The sequence below is a fragment of the Bacillus sp. RAR_M1_44 genome, from assembly GCF_020165935.1.
Lineage (GTDB): Bacteria > Bacillota > Bacilli > Bacillales > Bacillaceae > Bacillus > Bacillus altitudinis.
The window spans coordinates 1,760,585-1,775,974 of the sequence record NZ_JAIUKX010000001.1; the positions used below are offsets into that span (position 1 = coordinate 1,760,585).

Annotated in this window: 14 protein-coding genes and 1 riboswitch; of the genes, 7 read left to right on the plus strand and 7 right to left on the minus strand. The window is 42.1% G+C overall.

The window, feature by feature from the left end:
* Nucleotides 1-82 precede the first annotated feature (82 nt).
* From LCD34_RS09405 to LCD34_RS09420, 4 genes are read right to left on the minus strand one after another with little or no spacing between them, the layout of a single operon-like run.
* Entirely contained in the window at nt 83-601 is a 519-nt protein-coding gene (locus tag LCD34_RS09405) for a YfjD family protein (protein WP_144625502.1), read from the minus strand.
* A gap of 21 nt (nt 602-622) precedes the next feature.
* On the minus strand, nt 623-1,381 hold the full coding sequence (locus LCD34_RS09410) for a hypothetical protein (protein WP_146271000.1): 759 nt from the start codon (nt 1,379-1,381) through the stop codon (nt 623-625).
* A gap of 12 nt (nt 1,382-1,393) precedes the next feature.
* The gene (locus LCD34_RS09415) at nt 1,394-2,590 is read right to left on the minus strand and encodes a DUF6861 domain-containing protein (RefSeq protein WP_017358662.1); all 1,197 of its coding nucleotides are present in this window, start codon (nt 2,588-2,590) and stop codon (nt 1,394-1,396) included.
* Nucleotides 2,591-2,594: 4 nt separating this feature from the next.
* Nucleotides 2,595-2,918, minus strand: coding sequence for a WXG100 family type VII secretion target (locus tag LCD34_RS09420; protein WP_008345659.1), 324 nt, complete (start codon nt 2,916-2,918; stop codon nt 2,595-2,597).
* Nucleotides 2,919-3,144: 226 nt separating this feature from the next.
* Here LCD34_RS09420 and pepT point away from each other — a divergent pair, with 226 nt between their 5' ends.
* Both pepT and LCD34_RS09430 read left to right on the plus strand, forming a co-directional pair.
* On the plus strand, nt 3,145-4,377 hold the full coding sequence (pepT, locus tag LCD34_RS09425; RefSeq protein ID WP_217816015.1) for a peptidase T: 1,233 nt from the start codon (nt 3,145-3,147) through the stop codon (nt 4,375-4,377).
* A gap of 288 nt (nt 4,378-4,665) precedes the next feature.
* Nucleotides 4,666-4,845: a hypothetical protein gene (locus LCD34_RS09430; RefSeq protein ID WP_008345664.1), complete on the plus strand. Its 180-nt coding sequence runs from the start codon at nt 4,666-4,668 to the stop codon at nt 4,843-4,845.
* A gap of 78 nt (nt 4,846-4,923) precedes the next feature.
* Here the strand turns inward: LCD34_RS09430 and LCD34_RS09435 are convergent, their stop codons facing one another.
* The gene (locus LCD34_RS09435) at nt 4,924-5,601 is read right to left on the minus strand and encodes a DUF3298 and DUF4163 domain-containing protein (RefSeq protein ID WP_017368341.1); all 678 of its coding nucleotides are present in this window, start codon (nt 5,599-5,601) and stop codon (nt 4,924-4,926) included.
* A gap of 161 nt (nt 5,602-5,762) precedes the next feature.
* Here LCD34_RS09435 and LCD34_RS19640 point away from each other — a divergent pair, with 161 nt between their 5' ends.
* The 5 genes from LCD34_RS19640 to LCD34_RS09460 all read left to right on the plus strand — a co-directional run bounded on the left by LCD34_RS19640 (nt 5,763) and on the right by LCD34_RS09460 (nt 11,918).
* Nucleotides 5,763-6,620 carry a MurR/RpiR family transcriptional regulator gene (locus tag LCD34_RS19640; protein WP_224558834.1) on the plus strand — a complete coding sequence of 286 codons (858 nt, stop codon included), beginning with the start codon at nt 5,763-5,765 and terminating at the stop codon, nt 6,618-6,620.
* A gap of 200 nt (nt 6,621-6,820) precedes the next feature.
* Nucleotides 6,821-7,714, plus strand: coding sequence for a 2-hydroxy-3-oxopropionate reductase (gene garR, locus LCD34_RS09445; protein ID WP_224558835.1), 894 nt, complete (start codon nt 6,821-6,823; stop codon nt 7,712-7,714).
* 6 nt (nt 7,715-7,720) lie between these two features.
* Nucleotides 7,721-9,142: a four-carbon acid sugar kinase family protein gene (locus tag LCD34_RS09450; protein WP_019743652.1), complete on the plus strand. Its 1,422-nt coding sequence runs from the start codon at nt 7,721-7,723 to the stop codon at nt 9,140-9,142.
* Nucleotides 9,143-9,192: 50 nt separating this feature from the next.
* Complete coding sequence (locus LCD34_RS09455) at nt 9,193-10,512, plus strand: gluconate:H+ symporter (protein WP_008345676.1); 1,320 nt, start codon at nt 9,193-9,195, stop codon at nt 10,510-10,512.
* An 81-nt stretch (nt 10,513-10,593) separates the two neighbouring features.
* Nucleotides 10,594-10,706: riboswitch (SAM riboswitch) on the plus strand.
* Nucleotides 10,707-10,793: 87 nt separating this feature from the next.
* On the plus strand, nt 10,794-11,918 hold the full coding sequence (locus LCD34_RS09460) for a 5-methyltetrahydropteroyltriglutamate--homocysteine S-methyltransferase (RefSeq protein WP_224558836.1): 1,125 nt from the start codon (nt 10,794-10,796) through the stop codon (nt 11,916-11,918).
* Nucleotides 11,919-11,972: 54 nt separating this feature from the next.
* On the opposite strand, the gene LCD34_RS09465 is transcribed toward LCD34_RS09460, so the two are convergent.
* Nucleotides 11,973-13,391 (minus strand): glycoside hydrolase family 1 protein, encoded by a 1,419-nt coding sequence (locus tag LCD34_RS09465; RefSeq protein ID WP_224558837.1) that lies wholly within the window; start codon nt 13,389-13,391, stop codon nt 11,973-11,975.
* Nucleotides 13,363-15,270: a beta-glucoside-specific PTS transporter subunit IIABC gene (locus LCD34_RS09470; protein ID WP_224558838.1), complete on the minus strand. Its 1,908-nt coding sequence runs from the start codon at nt 15,268-15,270 to the stop codon at nt 13,363-13,365. Before LCD34_RS09470 ends, LCD34_RS09465 begins: the two co-directional genes overlap by 29 nt.
* Between the last annotated feature and the right edge of the window lie 120 nt (nt 15,271-15,390).

Sequence of the window (15,390 nt, forward strand, 5' to 3'; positions counted from 1 at the left end):
AGTCTTTACTGACATCATACACGATTTCTTAAAAAAAGTGGCGTCTCACCTCATGGAATGATGGCGAAAACATCTATTGATTCTACTTTTCACCATGACCATGCTGCTGTTTCCAATTTTCTTGGGCAGTCTCATGTAAATATGGATAAATGTTTTGTTTCACCGTTTGCTCAAATACTTCTTCATCTAAAATACTGTACGCCGGAATCTTGATCAATTTCCCATCCATTTTCCGAATGAGCACATCCATGAACAGAAATCCCCTGATACTGTAACGATGCCTGCGCATATCAATAGATTGAATGTCTTGAAAAGGGATTGTTTGTTGCCGATATAAAACAGCGCCATTCTCTCCTCGCTGAATGCGAAAAATTACATTTCCCCTCTTCGTAAAAGCCGGAAGAATCATCAAAAAAGAGATCCACCCATAGACAATGCCTAATAATCCGCCTAAAAATAAAAACAACGTATAATTCGATTCAAATGTAAGAGCTTCTGAAAATAACCAAATACCGATGATGCCAAACCCGCCCGTTGCTAAGAATGCCCATACTCTTAGAAAGGGTCTGCTCCTCACTTCTATTACTTCACTTGGATTCAAGCGCCATTCTCCTTTTCTCCATTAGAATATAGAACGTAAACCGTCCATATGAGCCGTCTCTATCCGAAATTCATTTTCCTTCATGCCCGACACTAGCCAAGAATGCTTCTGCCCCGGAATAACAAATATCATAGACTCTACATCCGGCGTATTATTTTTATCATAAGTGACCTTCATCAAAGAATCCATTTTTCCTTTTCTGACCCTTACATCAGAAGCAAATGCCCGCACAAGCTCTTGGTTCTCTGCTTTATTTAGAAAAGAAGGGCAATCCTCATTCCCTTGACTGGCTTGTTCTAACAGCAGTTCAAATTCTTCCGCCTGCAAATTGATGACTGGTGTGAGGTGTTCACTCATGTGTATGTTCAAAAAGGTTGTCACTTGCTCCACAGTCTGCTGATCGTCTTTTAGTTTGTGAATTTGATGCACTTGTTGATCATAAAGCGTATGGTGTGAATACACACCTGCCTGAGTCGTATGAAAGGACGTACTGACCTCTTCATCTAATGCACCAAACCTTGAAGCTTTCACGGTATGTGATGCATCGTTCATGGCTTGAATGAAATGCCGGTATTTTTCTTTATAACGGTATTGTCTATTTCGAAATTCCAGCACGTCTTTTGCCAGCAAAGAGCGACATGCAATTTCAAATAAAAACCCAAGACGTTCATCCTCTACATCTGGATAATAGGCTTCCTTTAAAGACATCCCTTGCTCAAAATAGCCTTCACTGTAAAAACTAAAGATGAGTTCCTCGATACTTAGACTTAGCTGATCCAACTTGATCTCTCCTTATCCAAAAGAAAATGCGCCCTTCAAGAAATCACCTGCACCTTTCAACAGCGAATCTGCGGTTTCTTTTGTTTTTTCTATTCCTTTATGTATCACCTGATTTGCTTGATCAATGGTGTCATTGACTGCTTTAACACCTTGACCTGCCAGTTCAAATGCTTTTTTTCCTTTATCGACAACCGCATGAATTGGGTCTTTTAATTTCACTGCGACCTGTTCTGCAAAACCAGAAGTAAGCTTGGCGACTTTTTCACCAATAAAGCCACCTACTGCTGATCCTATCGCACCGCCAACCACTGTTCCAATCGGTCCTGCAAAGCTTCCAAGAGCGCCGCCCACAACGGCACCTGCAACAGATCCGCCTGCAATAAAGACCGTATTATTCACTGCATTTCCAACAGCCTTTGCATTTTCACGCTTGAGAACTTCTGGCTGATCCCCAAATTCCGCATAGTTCTCCGCAATTTTCAGACCGCAGCCAACCGTTTCTGTTGCACCCGTGACGACCGTTGCAATGATGGCATTTCCTTTCGCAAACCTTGCACCATTTTTCAGAACAGACTTGATGCCAGCTGTGTCCTTCCAATTGATACTTCCTTTTGTGAAATCACGTACACTGTTCGTGAACGCAACTGTATCGCTAGGATAAAATTTCGTAAATTTCTTATGGACTAGGTCAGCCATCGACCAATTCGATCGTTTTAATAATTCTTTTTTGCTCAGCCAAATCCTTGCCAGCCGGTCAAATCTCGTTCCTTCTACCCGTCCGGTCACATCAAGAAGGAGCTTTGAATGTTGCGCAGCATAGCGGCCATTTTCTTTGATAAAGGTTGTCATGCCAAGCCCATAGTATTTCGCCTGCATCATCACAATACCAGCTAAGCTCGTGAGTGTACCATATTGATCATACAAACTGTACATTTTCCTTAAAATATCATCAGCTTCGACCATTTTATCCGTTGCATGACGAATGGCAATGTCGTCACTGCTCAATTTGCTCATTAAGGCTTGTCCAGAACCCCACGCATCTCCTACTCCAGAAAAACAGCTTCGATAACGGGGATCACAGCCTAGGATGAGGCCATCCAGTTCACTATGTAAATCGTGGTGCTTTGTTTCGATGGCCGAAAGCTCTCCTACAAAATCATTCGCCAGCCCTGTCAGCTGATCTGGATCTACTACAATGTCACGCGCCATCACATCATCTCCCTTCTCGGTTTCTTTCTCTCCGTTCTTCTCGCCTTTTTCGCTCAAGCTCTTCCATTCTGGCGATTTCAGCTTTACGTTCCTCGATTTTGACAGCAGCATCCCGCAGTTCCTGACTTGTTTCAAGCAAGTCCTTTTCAAATTGATCATAGCGTGTCACTGTTTCCTCAAAGCTTTGATCAAATTTATCTCTTGCTTCCCCTTGCCAGCCTGATCCAACTGCCTTCAGCCGATTCTCAAGCAGCTGCTTCGACTGCCGAATGCCATCAGCAGCTTCCTGGAACTTTTGAGCGAGTGCAAGTGTTTGACTAGAATCCAACTTTCGCACCCCTTTCTCCCAAATTAACGTACAAATGGATGATTTTATATGTCCTCATTATAAATAAAAAGACACCCAAAAAAATCACCCTAAAGAACCATTCAGCACATCGCAAAATAAAAGTAGGTCTTTTTCCTCTCTAATTGTCAGAGAAAACCTTTCTTGTTATGAAGCGCATTCAAGACATGATAAAATGAACATATTCTACAAAAGGAGTGACGTATTGATGAAAGAGGAAATGATCCAGCGATTCACAAGTTATGTAAAAGTGGATACACAGTCTGATGCAGACATAGAGAGCTGCCCATCCACTGCAGGACAGCTGAACTTAGCAAGGCAGCTAGTTGAAGAGATGAAATCCATCGGCATTCAAGAAGTGACAATGGATGAAAACGGTTATGTCATGGGCACGATTCCATCTAACACAGACAAAGAAGTGCCAACCATTGGCTTCCTAGCTCATATCGACACAGCCACTGACTTCACTGGCAAGAACGTGAAACCGCAGATTCATGAGAACTATCAAGGCGGGGACATCACGTTAAACGAAGATCTACATATCGTATTATCTCCAGCGCAGTTTCCAAATTTACAAAAATACCAAGGACATACGCTCATCACGACTGATGGCACGACCCTGCTTGGTGCAGATAACAAAGCTGGTATCGCAGAAATTATGACCGCCATGCATTACCTGATTGAGCATCCAGAAATCAAGCATGGAAAAATTCGTGTCGCCTTCACACCAGATGAAGAGATCGGCAGAGGACCTCACAAATTCGATGTTGATGCCTTTGGCGCTTCTTATGCTTATACGATTGACGGCGGCCCGCTAGGAGAGCTTCAATATGAAAGCTTCAACGCCGCAGGTGCAAAAGTATCAATTAAAGGAAACAACGTCCATCCAGGGACAGCAAAAGACAAAATGGTCAGTGCTGCAAAGATCGGCATGCTCTTTCACAACAAACTTCCTTCAGATGAATCTCCAGAATACACAGAAGGATACGAAGGCTTTTTCCATCTCACGAGGTTTGTAGGAGAAGTAGAAGAAGCAGAGCTGCAATATATTATTCGTGATTTTGATAAAGAGAAATTCAACAAGCGCAAAGCACTGTTTGAAAAAATCGCAAACGACTTAAAAGCGGTCTACGGCGAAAACAGCATCACCCTTAGCATTCAGGATCAATACTACAATATGAGAGAAAAAATTGAGCCAGTCAAACATATCGTAGACATCGCTCATGAAGCCATGGAAAACCGCTCAGTGACACCTGTCATTGAACCAATCCGCGGCGGTACAGATGGCTCACAGCTTTCATATAAAGGACTTCCAACGCCAAACATCTTTACTGGCGGGGAAAACTTCCACGGTAAATATGAATTCATCTCTGTAGAGAACATGCTGAAAGCGTCAGAAGTGATCGTGGAAATTGCACGTTTATTTGAAGAAAAAGCATAAACATGTTTACAACCGTTCCTGTTCGGGAACGGTTTTTTAATAAAAGTTTACAATTTTCTGAAACTTTTATGACACTTAATCGTACTAATAGAGACAACCCCAGAAAAATTCTTCTTGACGAGTGAAATAACTGGAAATATAATAGTTAAAAACAACCAGTATTTTAGACCTAAAAAAGCAGCCAGAATAAACCTTTAGAACTAAACGCTATTTGCTAACTATTTTCAGTTATAAACATCACTCACCCTGTCTACACTTAAAGAATAGGATGAATTGGAGGAATGTCATATGATGATTTTATTGATTATCGCTTCACTTTGCTGCTACTTACTATTCTCTTTCAAAAAAGATAACCGCACCCAAAAACGAAAAAGCGCAGAGCTTTCGGAGTTTGAAATCTTTCGTATGCGCCGCCACTACAACGGCAAACGCCGTCACCCACTAAACGATGCACCCAAACAAGTATAAATGTAAAAAGAAGGGCCTCATCACCAGGGGCTCTTTTTATGTATAAAAAACGACCAAATTCATGGCCGTTTCTCTTGTTTATTTATACACCTTCGCAGGTACTTGAATCATAGGAATTCCTACATAGTACGGTGAAATTTCATATGGCTGGAAGACAACAGCGATTCCCTTTTTCGTGAAGTAGTACTGCGTGTCGTAGCCGATTTGAATATCGCTTTTTTTCAGATTCGCATAGAATTTACTTTTATGCTTCTTTGTGTAGTTATAGATATAATCTCTTACTTTTGTACGCTTTTTCTTTGTTTTCACCACATCTGTAAAGTACAGTTGCTTTGTTTTTTTCTTTGTTAACACATAGTTCATGCTCGTAACCATCGTATCCCCGTGCATGCTACCGTCATTCATGTAATCATAGTTTAGGATACTTAGTTTCTTCCCATTGTTAAATTTCGTTTTAAACGATCTCTCGTATGTGATCTTCCCAATGCCTTCTTTTTTCGCTTCGTCCTTTAAGAACAAATACGTAGAATAGGAAAATGCGATATCTTCTTTTAAATCATGGTTGATGGTTTTCATATGCGCTTTACTAAGGTTTTTCACCTGTGCATATTTAAACGTTTTTTTCTTTTTATAATAGTGTGTGCTTACTTTTGCTTTTTTCACTTGTTTAGCATCCGCAGATCCAACTGGCGCAAACAATGAAACAATCAGCGAAAAAATGAGCAGGCTGATCGTTAGGCCTTTTTTCATTGTCATAGTAAAAACCCCCATTTTTGTCTATTACCAATTGAGTATACCATGACAAAAGAACCAAAAGAAGTGTTCTTTTCCATATTATTCTTTATTTTTCATGTGAGGTTTGTTTACCGTTTTCATAAGTTCCTGTATGCTTAAGATAGAATGTTAGATGAAGTGTGGTGTTTATCATAGAAGAGAATATTTTCAGTCATATCCGGACAACATTTCATAGTTTGTCCCCTACCCAGAAAAAGATTGCCAATTACATTTTACAAAACCCTCAGAAAGTTGTGCTTCATTCGATTAGTGCACTCGCTACTGAATGCAACACAAGTGAAACGACGATCTTCCGTTTTCTGCGAAAAATTGGCTATGAGTCCTATCAAGTGTTTCGTGTCCATGTCGCGCAGGATATTGCGACCAATACGCCTCAATCCATATACGGCGAGATCGAAGCATCTGATAGTGTCGCAGATATTAAACATAAGGTCATAGAGTTAACAACCAACTCTATTCAGGATATGAAACATATTTTAGAAGACAAGGCTGTGACACAATTTATTGATCAAATGAAACAGGCTCATAAAACCGTCTTCTTTGGAGCAGGTGCCTCCAGTTTTATTGCCGGAGATGCCTATCATAAGTTTCTCCAGCTTGGCTTTGAAGTGAGTCTATGTAGTGATCCTCATATGATGAATATGATTGCAACACATGCAACGGAACATGATTTTATCGTCGCGATCTCACATTCAGGGGAAAGTAGAGAAATCCTTGACGCCGTGCAATTTGCAAAGGAAAAAGGTGCAACGGTCGCCTCGATTACGAGCTATCCAAAATCAGAGCTCGCCAAGAAATCCGACTTTCATCTGCTCAGTTCATCGAGGGAAACAACCTATCGTTCTGACTCAATGATTTCTCGTATTAATCAGCTTGTGATTATTGATGTTTTGTACGTCGCAGCTGTTTTAGAATTAGGATCAAATGCGATCGACAACGTCAAACGTTCTCGATTAGCTGTAGCTAAAAATAAAACATAATCGACAATAGACCGGAGCTGTTTCCGGTCTTTTTTTTGTGACTTTTCTCATATTTTCCGTTGACACATTCCTATTTCGTCATGTACATTAAATGAACAATAGTTTATTTCCTACTATTAATTTAAATAGACAGTATATATACTAACAAAAAGAAAAGAAAGCGCTTTTTGTAAGGGGTTTCTAAATAGGAGGCGGACAAAATGGCAAAGAAAATTGGATTCATTGGATTAGGCATTATGGGGAAACCTATGGCACTCAATCTATTAAAAGCCGGTCATACTGTGACTGTTTTCGATATTCATACAGAAGCTGTTCTAGCATTAAAAGAAGTGGGCGCAAATGCCGCTGCATCAGCTGCTGAGGCAGCATCTGAAAGCGATATCATCATCACGATGCTTCCAAAAGGTGAGCATGTAGAAGCAGTCGTAGCAGGTGAACAAGGCATATTGGCTGCAGCAAAACCTGGCACGATCATTATAGATATGAGCTCTATTTCACCTGTTACTTCTAGAGCATTAGCGGCACTGGCAAAACAGCATCAGGTCGAATTTATCGATGCTCCTGTCAGTGGCGGAGAGCCAAAGGCGATAGACGGGACACTTGCGATTATGGCGGGCGGAGAAGAAGAGATCTTTGAACAAGTAAAGGATGTCCTCTATGCGATGGGCACAGATGTCGTATTAGTTGGATCAAATGGAAGCGGGACAACCGCTAAGCTTGCGAATCAAATCATCGTCAACTTAAATATCGCTGCCATGTCCGAGGCACTCGTTCTTGCCGCTAAGTCTGGCATTGCGATTGATAAAATGTATGAAGCCATCCGAGGTGGACTGGCAGGAAGTGCTGTCCTCGATGCGAAGGTTCCCCTCATTTTAGAACGAAACTTTGAGCCTGGTGGACGTATTGACATCAACTTAAAGGATTTAACCAATGTCATGGAAACCGCCCATGATATCGGCGTTCCTCTCCCGCTTTCTAGTCAGCTGCTGGAAATCTTCCACGCCCTCAAAGCGGACGGAAAGTCTGGACTTGATCACGGCGGGATCGTTCAATATTACGAAAAAATGGCTCATGTTGAAGTGAAGAAAGGATGAGGTTCTATGAAACAAAGCATTGAGATACTAAATGCCATTCCGAAAGCGGATTCAGACCGCATTCAATCAGCATACGAACAAGCACTAAACCATTTTCACCATAAAGTGATTGTATTAGACGATGACCCAACAGGCATTCAAACCGTGCACGGCGTCTCTGTTTTCACCGATTGGTCAGAGAAAAGCATTGAGGCTGGTTTTCTTGAAGACAGCCGTATGTTCTTTATCTTAACCAACTCTCGCAGTATGACAGAGAAAGAAACGGCGGTTCTTCATGAAACGATCGCATCAACGATTGTGAAAACGGCTGAACGGCTTGATCAAGATTTCATCATTGTCAGCCGGGGGGATTCCACCCTGCGTGGACATTTCCCACTGGAGACTGAAATTCTCAGAACGACCATTGAACAGCAAAGCTCCCGCCAATTTGACGGCGAAATTCTTCTTCCCTTTTTTAAAGAAGGCGGCCGCTTTACGATTGGCAATATTCACTACGTACAGGAAGGTCACAAATTAATTCCTGCTGGTGACACAGAATTTGCATTGGATCGTACATTCGGATTTCAATCTTCTCACCTCGGAGAATGGATCGAAGAGAAATCAAACGGATCGTTCACTAAGGAAAACACTACTTATATTTCTTTAGAAGATATCCGGGCTTTACGTATTGAACAAATCAAGGATCAGCTGATGACCGTGAAGGATTTTCAAAAAGTAGTTGTAAATGCAGTGGACTATGACGATGTCAAAGTCTTTGTCGTTGCCCTCATAGAGGCTATCAAAGCAGGTCAGCACTTTCTATTTAGAAGTGCGGCAGCTCTCACAAAAGTGCTTGGCGGTGTTGAGGATCAAGCACTATTAACTAGACAAGACTTAATACAGGAAGAAAGCAGGCACGGTGGCCTCATCATGGTCGGTTCCCATGTCAAAAAAACAACCGAACAATTGCAAGCGCTGCAGCAAAATGAAGACATCGCATTTATTGAATTTGATACACACCTCGTGTTAGAACCTGAAGCATTTCAAGAGGAAATGGACCGCGTGATTCAACAAACTGAAAGGCTTTTAACAACCGGGCAATCGGTTGCTGTTTATACAAGGAGAGAACGGCTTGATCTTGGGGACGATCGTCAAGAGGAAGAATTGAAGCTGTCTGTTCAGATTAGTGATGCTGTGACAAGCATTGTTCAGCGCCTCTCCATTCGCCCTAAGTACCTCATTGCCAAAGGTGGAATCACCTCAAGTGATATTGGCACAAGAGGACTCAGCGTCAAACGTGCGACTGTCGCAGGTCAAATCAGACCAGGTATTCCCGTTTGGCAAACAGGAGAAGAAAGTAAATTCCCATTCATGTCTTATGTGATTTTCCCGGGAAATGTTGGCTCAAAGGATACGTTAAAAGAAGCAGTAGACATACTTGAAGGATAAAGCAGAGGGAGCGTTCACGCTCCCTTATGCAGCACAAAGGAGGAAAGATCATGTCGTTAGTTTTTATCGGACTTGGCGTTTTGTTATTACTTTTACTCATGGTTGTCTTTAAGTTAAACGCTTTCATTTCGTTGATTATTGTCTCTTTAATCGTTGCCGTTTTAGAAGGCATGTCACCACTTGAAGCGATTGCTTCAGTCGAAAAAGGGCTTGGAAGTACACTCGGCCATCTGGCGTTGGTTCTTGGCTTTGGAGCGATGCTTGGTAAATTGATGGCTGATTCTGGCGGTGCTCAGCGTATTGCCATGACACTCATCGACCGCTTTGGTATCGGGAAAATTCAATGGGCAACGATGCTGACTGGATTTGTTATCGGAATTGCTCTATTTTATGAAACCGGATTCATTATTCTTATTCCATTAGTCTTTACCATTGCTCAAGCCGCAAGACTCCCTGTGTTGTATGTGGGAATGCCGCTCGTCGCTGCACTCATTACAACACATGGCTTTCTCCCTCCTCACCCAGGGCCGACAGCCATTGCCAATGTATTTCAAGCCAACATGGGACAAACCTTATTGGTTGGAATTATTTTAGCCATTCCTGCTGTTTTAGTAGGCGGACTTCTGTTTACGAAACTATTTAAGAAAGATCAACTGCATGCACACATTCCAAAGGACTTGTTTAATCCAAAGGAATTTACAGAAGAGGAAATGCCAAGCTTCGGCATTAGTATTTTCACCGCTATTTTACCTGTATTGCTCATGACATTCAGAGCATGTTTAGAAATTTTCTTCCCGTCCTCCCCGCTGCTACCGGCGGCTGAGTTTTTAGGTGAGCCGGCGATTGCCCTATTAATCTCTGTGCTGCTTGCCATCTACACATTTGGTCTTGGCAGAGGAAAGAGCATGCAGGACGTCATGAAGTCGATTACGGATTCAATTGGCTCCATTGCGATGATTCTATTGATCATTGCAGGCGGCGGCGCCTTTAAACAGGTGCTCATTGACAGCGGTGTTGATCAATACATTGCAGGGATTATGCAAGGAAGCACACTGTCTCCTCTGCTCCTCACTTGGCTGATTGCAGCTGTCCTTCGTGTCTCTTTAGGGTCAGCGACTGTCGCAGGTCTCACAGCAGCTGGCATTTCTGCACCGCTGATTGGTTTGACAGGTGTCAGCCCAGAATTAATGGTAATTGCAACAGGTGCCGGCAGTATTACATTCTCTCACGTGAATGATGCGGGTTTCTGGATTTACAAAGAATACTTTAATCTGTCGATGGCCCAAACTTTTAAAACTTGGACATTAATGGTGACTGTTCTTTCACTTGTTGGATTAGCTGGTGTTCTCGTCGCTGATTTGTTTATGTAGGAAAATAAATAGGAAAAACCATTGACTTTTTCTCAAAAAGATTGAATAATTGTGTTTATTAAGAAAATTAAATCAAAGGTAACCTTATTAAGAGTGGTGGAGGGACTGGCCCTGTGAAACCCGGCAACCGCTGTTCCTAGGAACAGAATGGTGCTAATTCCTTAAGCAAGCTGATGCTTGTTTGAAGATAAGGCAGAGATCTCACAGTATATGATGCTCTTCCTTATCCAAGGAAGAGCTTTTTTATTTGATTTATAACCTGAAGAAAGAAGGGATTCAGCATGACACAAGTACAAACCATTGGTAAGAAAACAACAAAGCCGCCATTTCGCGCAGATCAAGTAGGGAGTTTACTTCGTTCTGAACGCATCAAAGAAGCCCGCAAGCAAAAAGCAGACGGTACACTGACAGCAGAACAGCTCAGACAAATTGAAAACGAAGAAATCACTCGTATTGTAGAGAAGCAAAAAGAAATTGGATTAGAGGTTGTCACAGATGGAGAATTCAGACGTGCATGGTGGCATTTTGACTTTCTAGAAGGGCTAGATGGGGTCGAAGGATTTGAAGCAGACCAAGGCATTCAATTCCACAATACGACGACAAAAGCGAGAGGCATCAAAGTAACAGGTAAGATTGATTTTACTGATCATCCAATGCTGGAGGATTATCGCTTCCTTCACAGCATCGCGGGTGATCATACGGCTAAAATGACGATTCCAAGTCCGAATATGCTCTTTTTCCGTGGAAATCTTGAAGAAGGTGTGTACGACAGCTTAGATGATTTTCACCATGACGTGGCACAAGCTTATAAAAAAGCCATCCGTGCTTTTTATGATGCAGGCTGCCGTTACTTACAGCTAGATGATACAGCTTGGGCTGTGTTCTTTTCTGAAAAAGGACATGAACAAATCAAAGCTTTTGGCCGCGAGGAAGATGAACTGCGTGAATCGTTTGCGAAAACAATCAATGAAGCGGTTGCCGATCGACCAGATGATTTAGTGATCACCATGCACATTTGCCGTGGTAACTTTAAATCAACTTGGGCAGCCGAAGGTGGTTATGAGGCAGCGGCAGAAACGATTTTTGCCGGTCTGGATTTGGATGGTCTCTTTTTAGAATTCGACGATGACCGTTCTGGCGGATTTGAACCCCTGCGTTATGTGAAGAATCCAAACCTTCAAATCGTACTAGGTCTTGTCACTTCAAAGTATGGGGAACTCGAACCCGTTGATCAGATCAAAAGAAGAATCGAGGAAGCGGCTCAATATGTGGACATCAACCAAATTTGTTTGAGCCCACAATGTGGATTCGCCTCAACAGAGGAAGGCAATTTGTTAACAGAAGAACAGCAATGGGAAAAGCTGCGTCATGTGATTGAGATTGCGGATCAAGTGTGGACATCATAGTCCACTCACAATAAAAAGAGACAAACCGTTTGATCAGCGGTTTGTCTCTCTTTTTTATGCGTCTAAATGCTTTCCACTTGTCGCAATCACTTGTTTATACCAATCAAAGCTTTTCTTTTTCTTTCTATCTAATGTACCGTTGCCTTCATTGTCGCGGTCGACATAAATGAAGCCGTAGCGTTTTTTCATTTCAGCTGTTGATGCACTGACAAGATCAATTGGGCCCCAGCTTGTATAGCCGATCAGATCAACGCCGTCTGCGATCGCTTCTCTTGCCTCAAGCAAATGACTTCTGAGGTAATCAATTCGATAATCGTCTTGAATGGAGCCATCTTCTTCTACTTGATCCACAGCACCCAATCCATTTTCTACGATAAACAATGGTTTTTGGTAGCGGTCATATAGTTGGTTTAGTGTTGTACGAAGTCCTTTTGGATCAATTTGCCAGCCCCAATCACTTGCTTCTAGATAAGGGTTTTTCACGCCTTCAAATAGGTTACCACCAGTAACTTGTCCAAGAACCTCTGGATCTGTACTTGTCACAAAACTCATATAATAGCTGAAGCCGATATAGTCGACTGTATGGTTTTTTAGAATGTCTTCGTCACCGTCTTGGAACTCAATGTTGATGTTATTTTCCAGGAAATAACGTTTCATGTATCCAGGGTAATAGCCTCTTGCCTGTACATCTGAGAAGAACAATGTTTTACGATCTTGTTCAATCGCAGCAAACATATCTTCAGGTCTTGAGCTGTACGGATATGTGGTCATCGCTGCAATCATACAACCGATTTTCGCATCTGGAATGATTTCGTGTCCTGCTTTAACAGCTAGAGCACTTGCAACAAATTGGTGATGCGCTGCTTGATATTGAATGCTTTTCTCGTCTTCGCCTTCTTCAAATACAAGGCCGCCCCCTGTGAATGGAGCATGTAAGACGACGTTAATTTCATTGAAGGTCATCCAATATTTCACTTTATCTTTAAAGCGAGTGAACAATGTTTTAGCGTATGTTTCATAAAGACCCACAAGCTTACGGTTTCTCCATCCGCCGTAGTTTTTCACAAGTGCAAGTGGCATTTCATAGTGAGAGATCGTGACAACTGGCTCAATTCCATGCTTATGCAGTTCATCAAATACTTTTTCATAGAAAGCGAGGCCCGCTTCATTCGGTTCCGCATCGTCGCCATTTGGGAAAATACGTGGCCAAGAAATGGATAGTCTGAAGCACTTGAATCCCATTTCTGCAAACAGGGCAATATCTTCTTTGTAGCGATGATAGAAGTCGATCGCATCATGATATAAGTTAAGGTCTTTCATTGATTCATCGAATGGGTGCATAATACCGTGTGGTGATACATCCGCTGTCGATAAGCCTTTTCCATCTTTGTTATAAGCACCTTCAATTTGGTTGGCGGCTACTGCGCCGCCCCATAAGAAACCTTTAGGAAATGTTTTTTCTAAATTGGTCATGTTGAATGCCCTCCTCATTTTCTTCTACACTGACTGTAAGCAATGTCTCTTTTACTGTAATCGCCCCATCTGTTTTCGCATTAACTTGTGCATAATCATTTGTGTTGGTGACGATAATTGGCGTTGTTACATCATAGCCTTCTTGCTGAATGCCCTCGATATCAAATTCAACTAGCAGATCTCCTGCTTGAACAAGATCACCTGACTCTACATGACTTGTGAAATGTTTACCGCCAAGTTTTACTGTATCAATCCCCACATGGATGAGAAGCTCTGTGCCTTGATCACTCTTTAAACCAATGGCATGTTTCGTTTGGAAAATGGTTTCAACCTTGCCGTTGAACGGTGCTACTACACGTCCAACTGTTGGAACAATGGCTGTTCCTTTACCCATGATTTCATTAGAGAATGTTGCATCATTTACTTGATTGAGCGGCTTTAGTTGACCTTCAAGCGGGCTTTGTACCACTTCATTTTGAAGCGCTACTGTGTCTTTCTTTTCTTCTGGTTTGTCTGCTTTTGTATCATCTTTCACTGGTACATCTTTGAACCCTAGAACAAGTGTCATGATGGTTGCTACAACAAAGCCGATCACTAATCCAATGATGGAGTAAACAAATGTCGGTCCAATGAACGTTGGGAGACCTGGAAGACCTGCTGATCCTGATATCACATATGACTTTACTTTGAAGATAGACATGAACACGCCGCCTGCTGCTGCACCAATGAGGGCTGCAAGGAACGGTTTTTTCAATCGCATGTTCACACCATACATAGCAGGTTCAGTAATACCCATTAACGCAGTGATACTTGTAGACATCGCCAATGATTTGAATGTTTTGTTTTTTGATCTTAAGAAGACACCGAATGCTGCGCCTGCTTGTGCCATATTCGCTACAAACATCATTGGAAGAATGAAGTCAAAACCGTTTAATGTAATGTTGTTGATCATGATTGGAAGTAGTGCATAGTGCATGCCCGTAATGATCAATGGTGACATAAAGCCACCGATTAAGAGTCCGGCCAAAATACCTGCATGTTTGAACAATAAATCAATTCCACCTGAAAGGCCATTTCCGATAATCCCACCAAGCGGTCCAACCGCGATGAGCATAACTGGTACCACGACAAGAAGTGTAACTGTTGGAACAAGAATGATTTTTAGTGATTTCGGACTATATTTTTCTGCGAATCTTTCCACATATGAGCCGAGCCAGATAGTGAGTAGAATTGGAATCACCGATGAAGAGTACACAACGGCAACCACTGGCAAGCCTAGAAATTCTGTATTTCCTGCACCTAGTAAGGCAGTGAGCTGCGGGTGCAGTGCGGCTGCTGCAATGGCAGCGGCGATATACTGATTTGTGCCAATTTTTTTGGCGACGCTTACAGCGAGCAGAATCGGTAAGAAGTAAAAGGCTCCGTCTCCGATAGCTGTTAAAATCGCATATGTGCTGCTTTTATCTGAGATCCATTGGAACGTCAGCATTAATGCCAAGATTCCTTTGATCATACCAGCTCCAGCGATGGCTGGAAGAATCGGTGTGAAGACACCAGAGATAAAATCGAAAAGCTTTGAAATCACATTTTGTTTTGATGCTTCTTCTGAATCGCCTGACTTTACATCTGTTGATAACCCAGAATCAGCAATCATTGCTTGATAGACGTTTGATACGTCGTTGCCAATAATGACATGGTATTGACCACCGCTTTGATTCACGCCCATGACGCCATCTGTTGATTGCAGCTTCTCCTTATCCGCTTTGCTTTCATCGTATAAATTGAAGCGAAGTCTTGTCATACAATGCGTGACTTGCTTTACATTCTTTTCACCGCCGACAAGCTCTAGAACTTCTTTTGCTGTTTGTTTGTGGTTCATTGTGTTACCCTCCAATCGTTGATTTCATCTTGATATAGAAAAAACCTAAACATCCATTAATGCCCGAAAAATAGCGATTCAGACATTAATCGATATTTAGGTTTTGCCTGCTTAACCAGT

Bases quoted from the DNA above. Each gene is read 5' to 3' on its own strand.
- LCD34_RS09415 (WP_017358662.1), bottom strand. From the start codon at position 2,590: ATGGCGCGTGACATTGTAGTAGATCCAGATCAGCTGACAGGGCTGGCG.
- LCD34_RS09450 (WP_019743652.1), top strand. From the start codon at position 7,721: ATGAAACAAAGCATTGAGATACTAAATGCCATTCCGAAAGCGGATTCA.
- LCD34_RS09460 (WP_224558836.1), top strand. From the start codon at position 10,794: ATGACACAAGTACAAACCATTGGTAAGAAAACAACAAAGCCGCCATTT.
- LCD34_RS09470 (WP_224558838.1), bottom strand. From the start codon at position 15,270: ATGAACCACAAACAAACAGCAAAAGAAGTTCTAGAGCTTGTCGGCGGT.
- LCD34_RS09465 (WP_224558837.1), bottom strand. From the start codon at position 13,391: ATGACCAATTTAGAAAAAACATTTCCTAAAGGTTTCTTATGGGGCGGC.
- garR (WP_224558835.1), top strand. From the start codon at position 6,821: ATGGCAAAGAAAATTGGATTCATTGGATTAGGCATTATGGGGAAACCT.
- LCD34_RS09430 (WP_008345664.1), top strand. From the start codon at position 4,666: ATGATGATTTTATTGATTATCGCTTCACTTTGCTGCTACTTACTATTC.
- pepT (WP_217816015.1), top strand. From the start codon at position 3,145: ATGAAAGAGGAAATGATCCAGCGATTCACAAGTTATGTAAAAGTGGAT.
- LCD34_RS09435 (WP_017368341.1), bottom strand. From the start codon at position 5,601: ATGACAATGAAAAAAGGCCTAACGATCAGCCTGCTCATTTTTTCGCTG.
- LCD34_RS09455 (WP_008345676.1), top strand. From the start codon at position 9,193: ATGTCGTTAGTTTTTATCGGACTTGGCGTTTTGTTATTACTTTTACTC.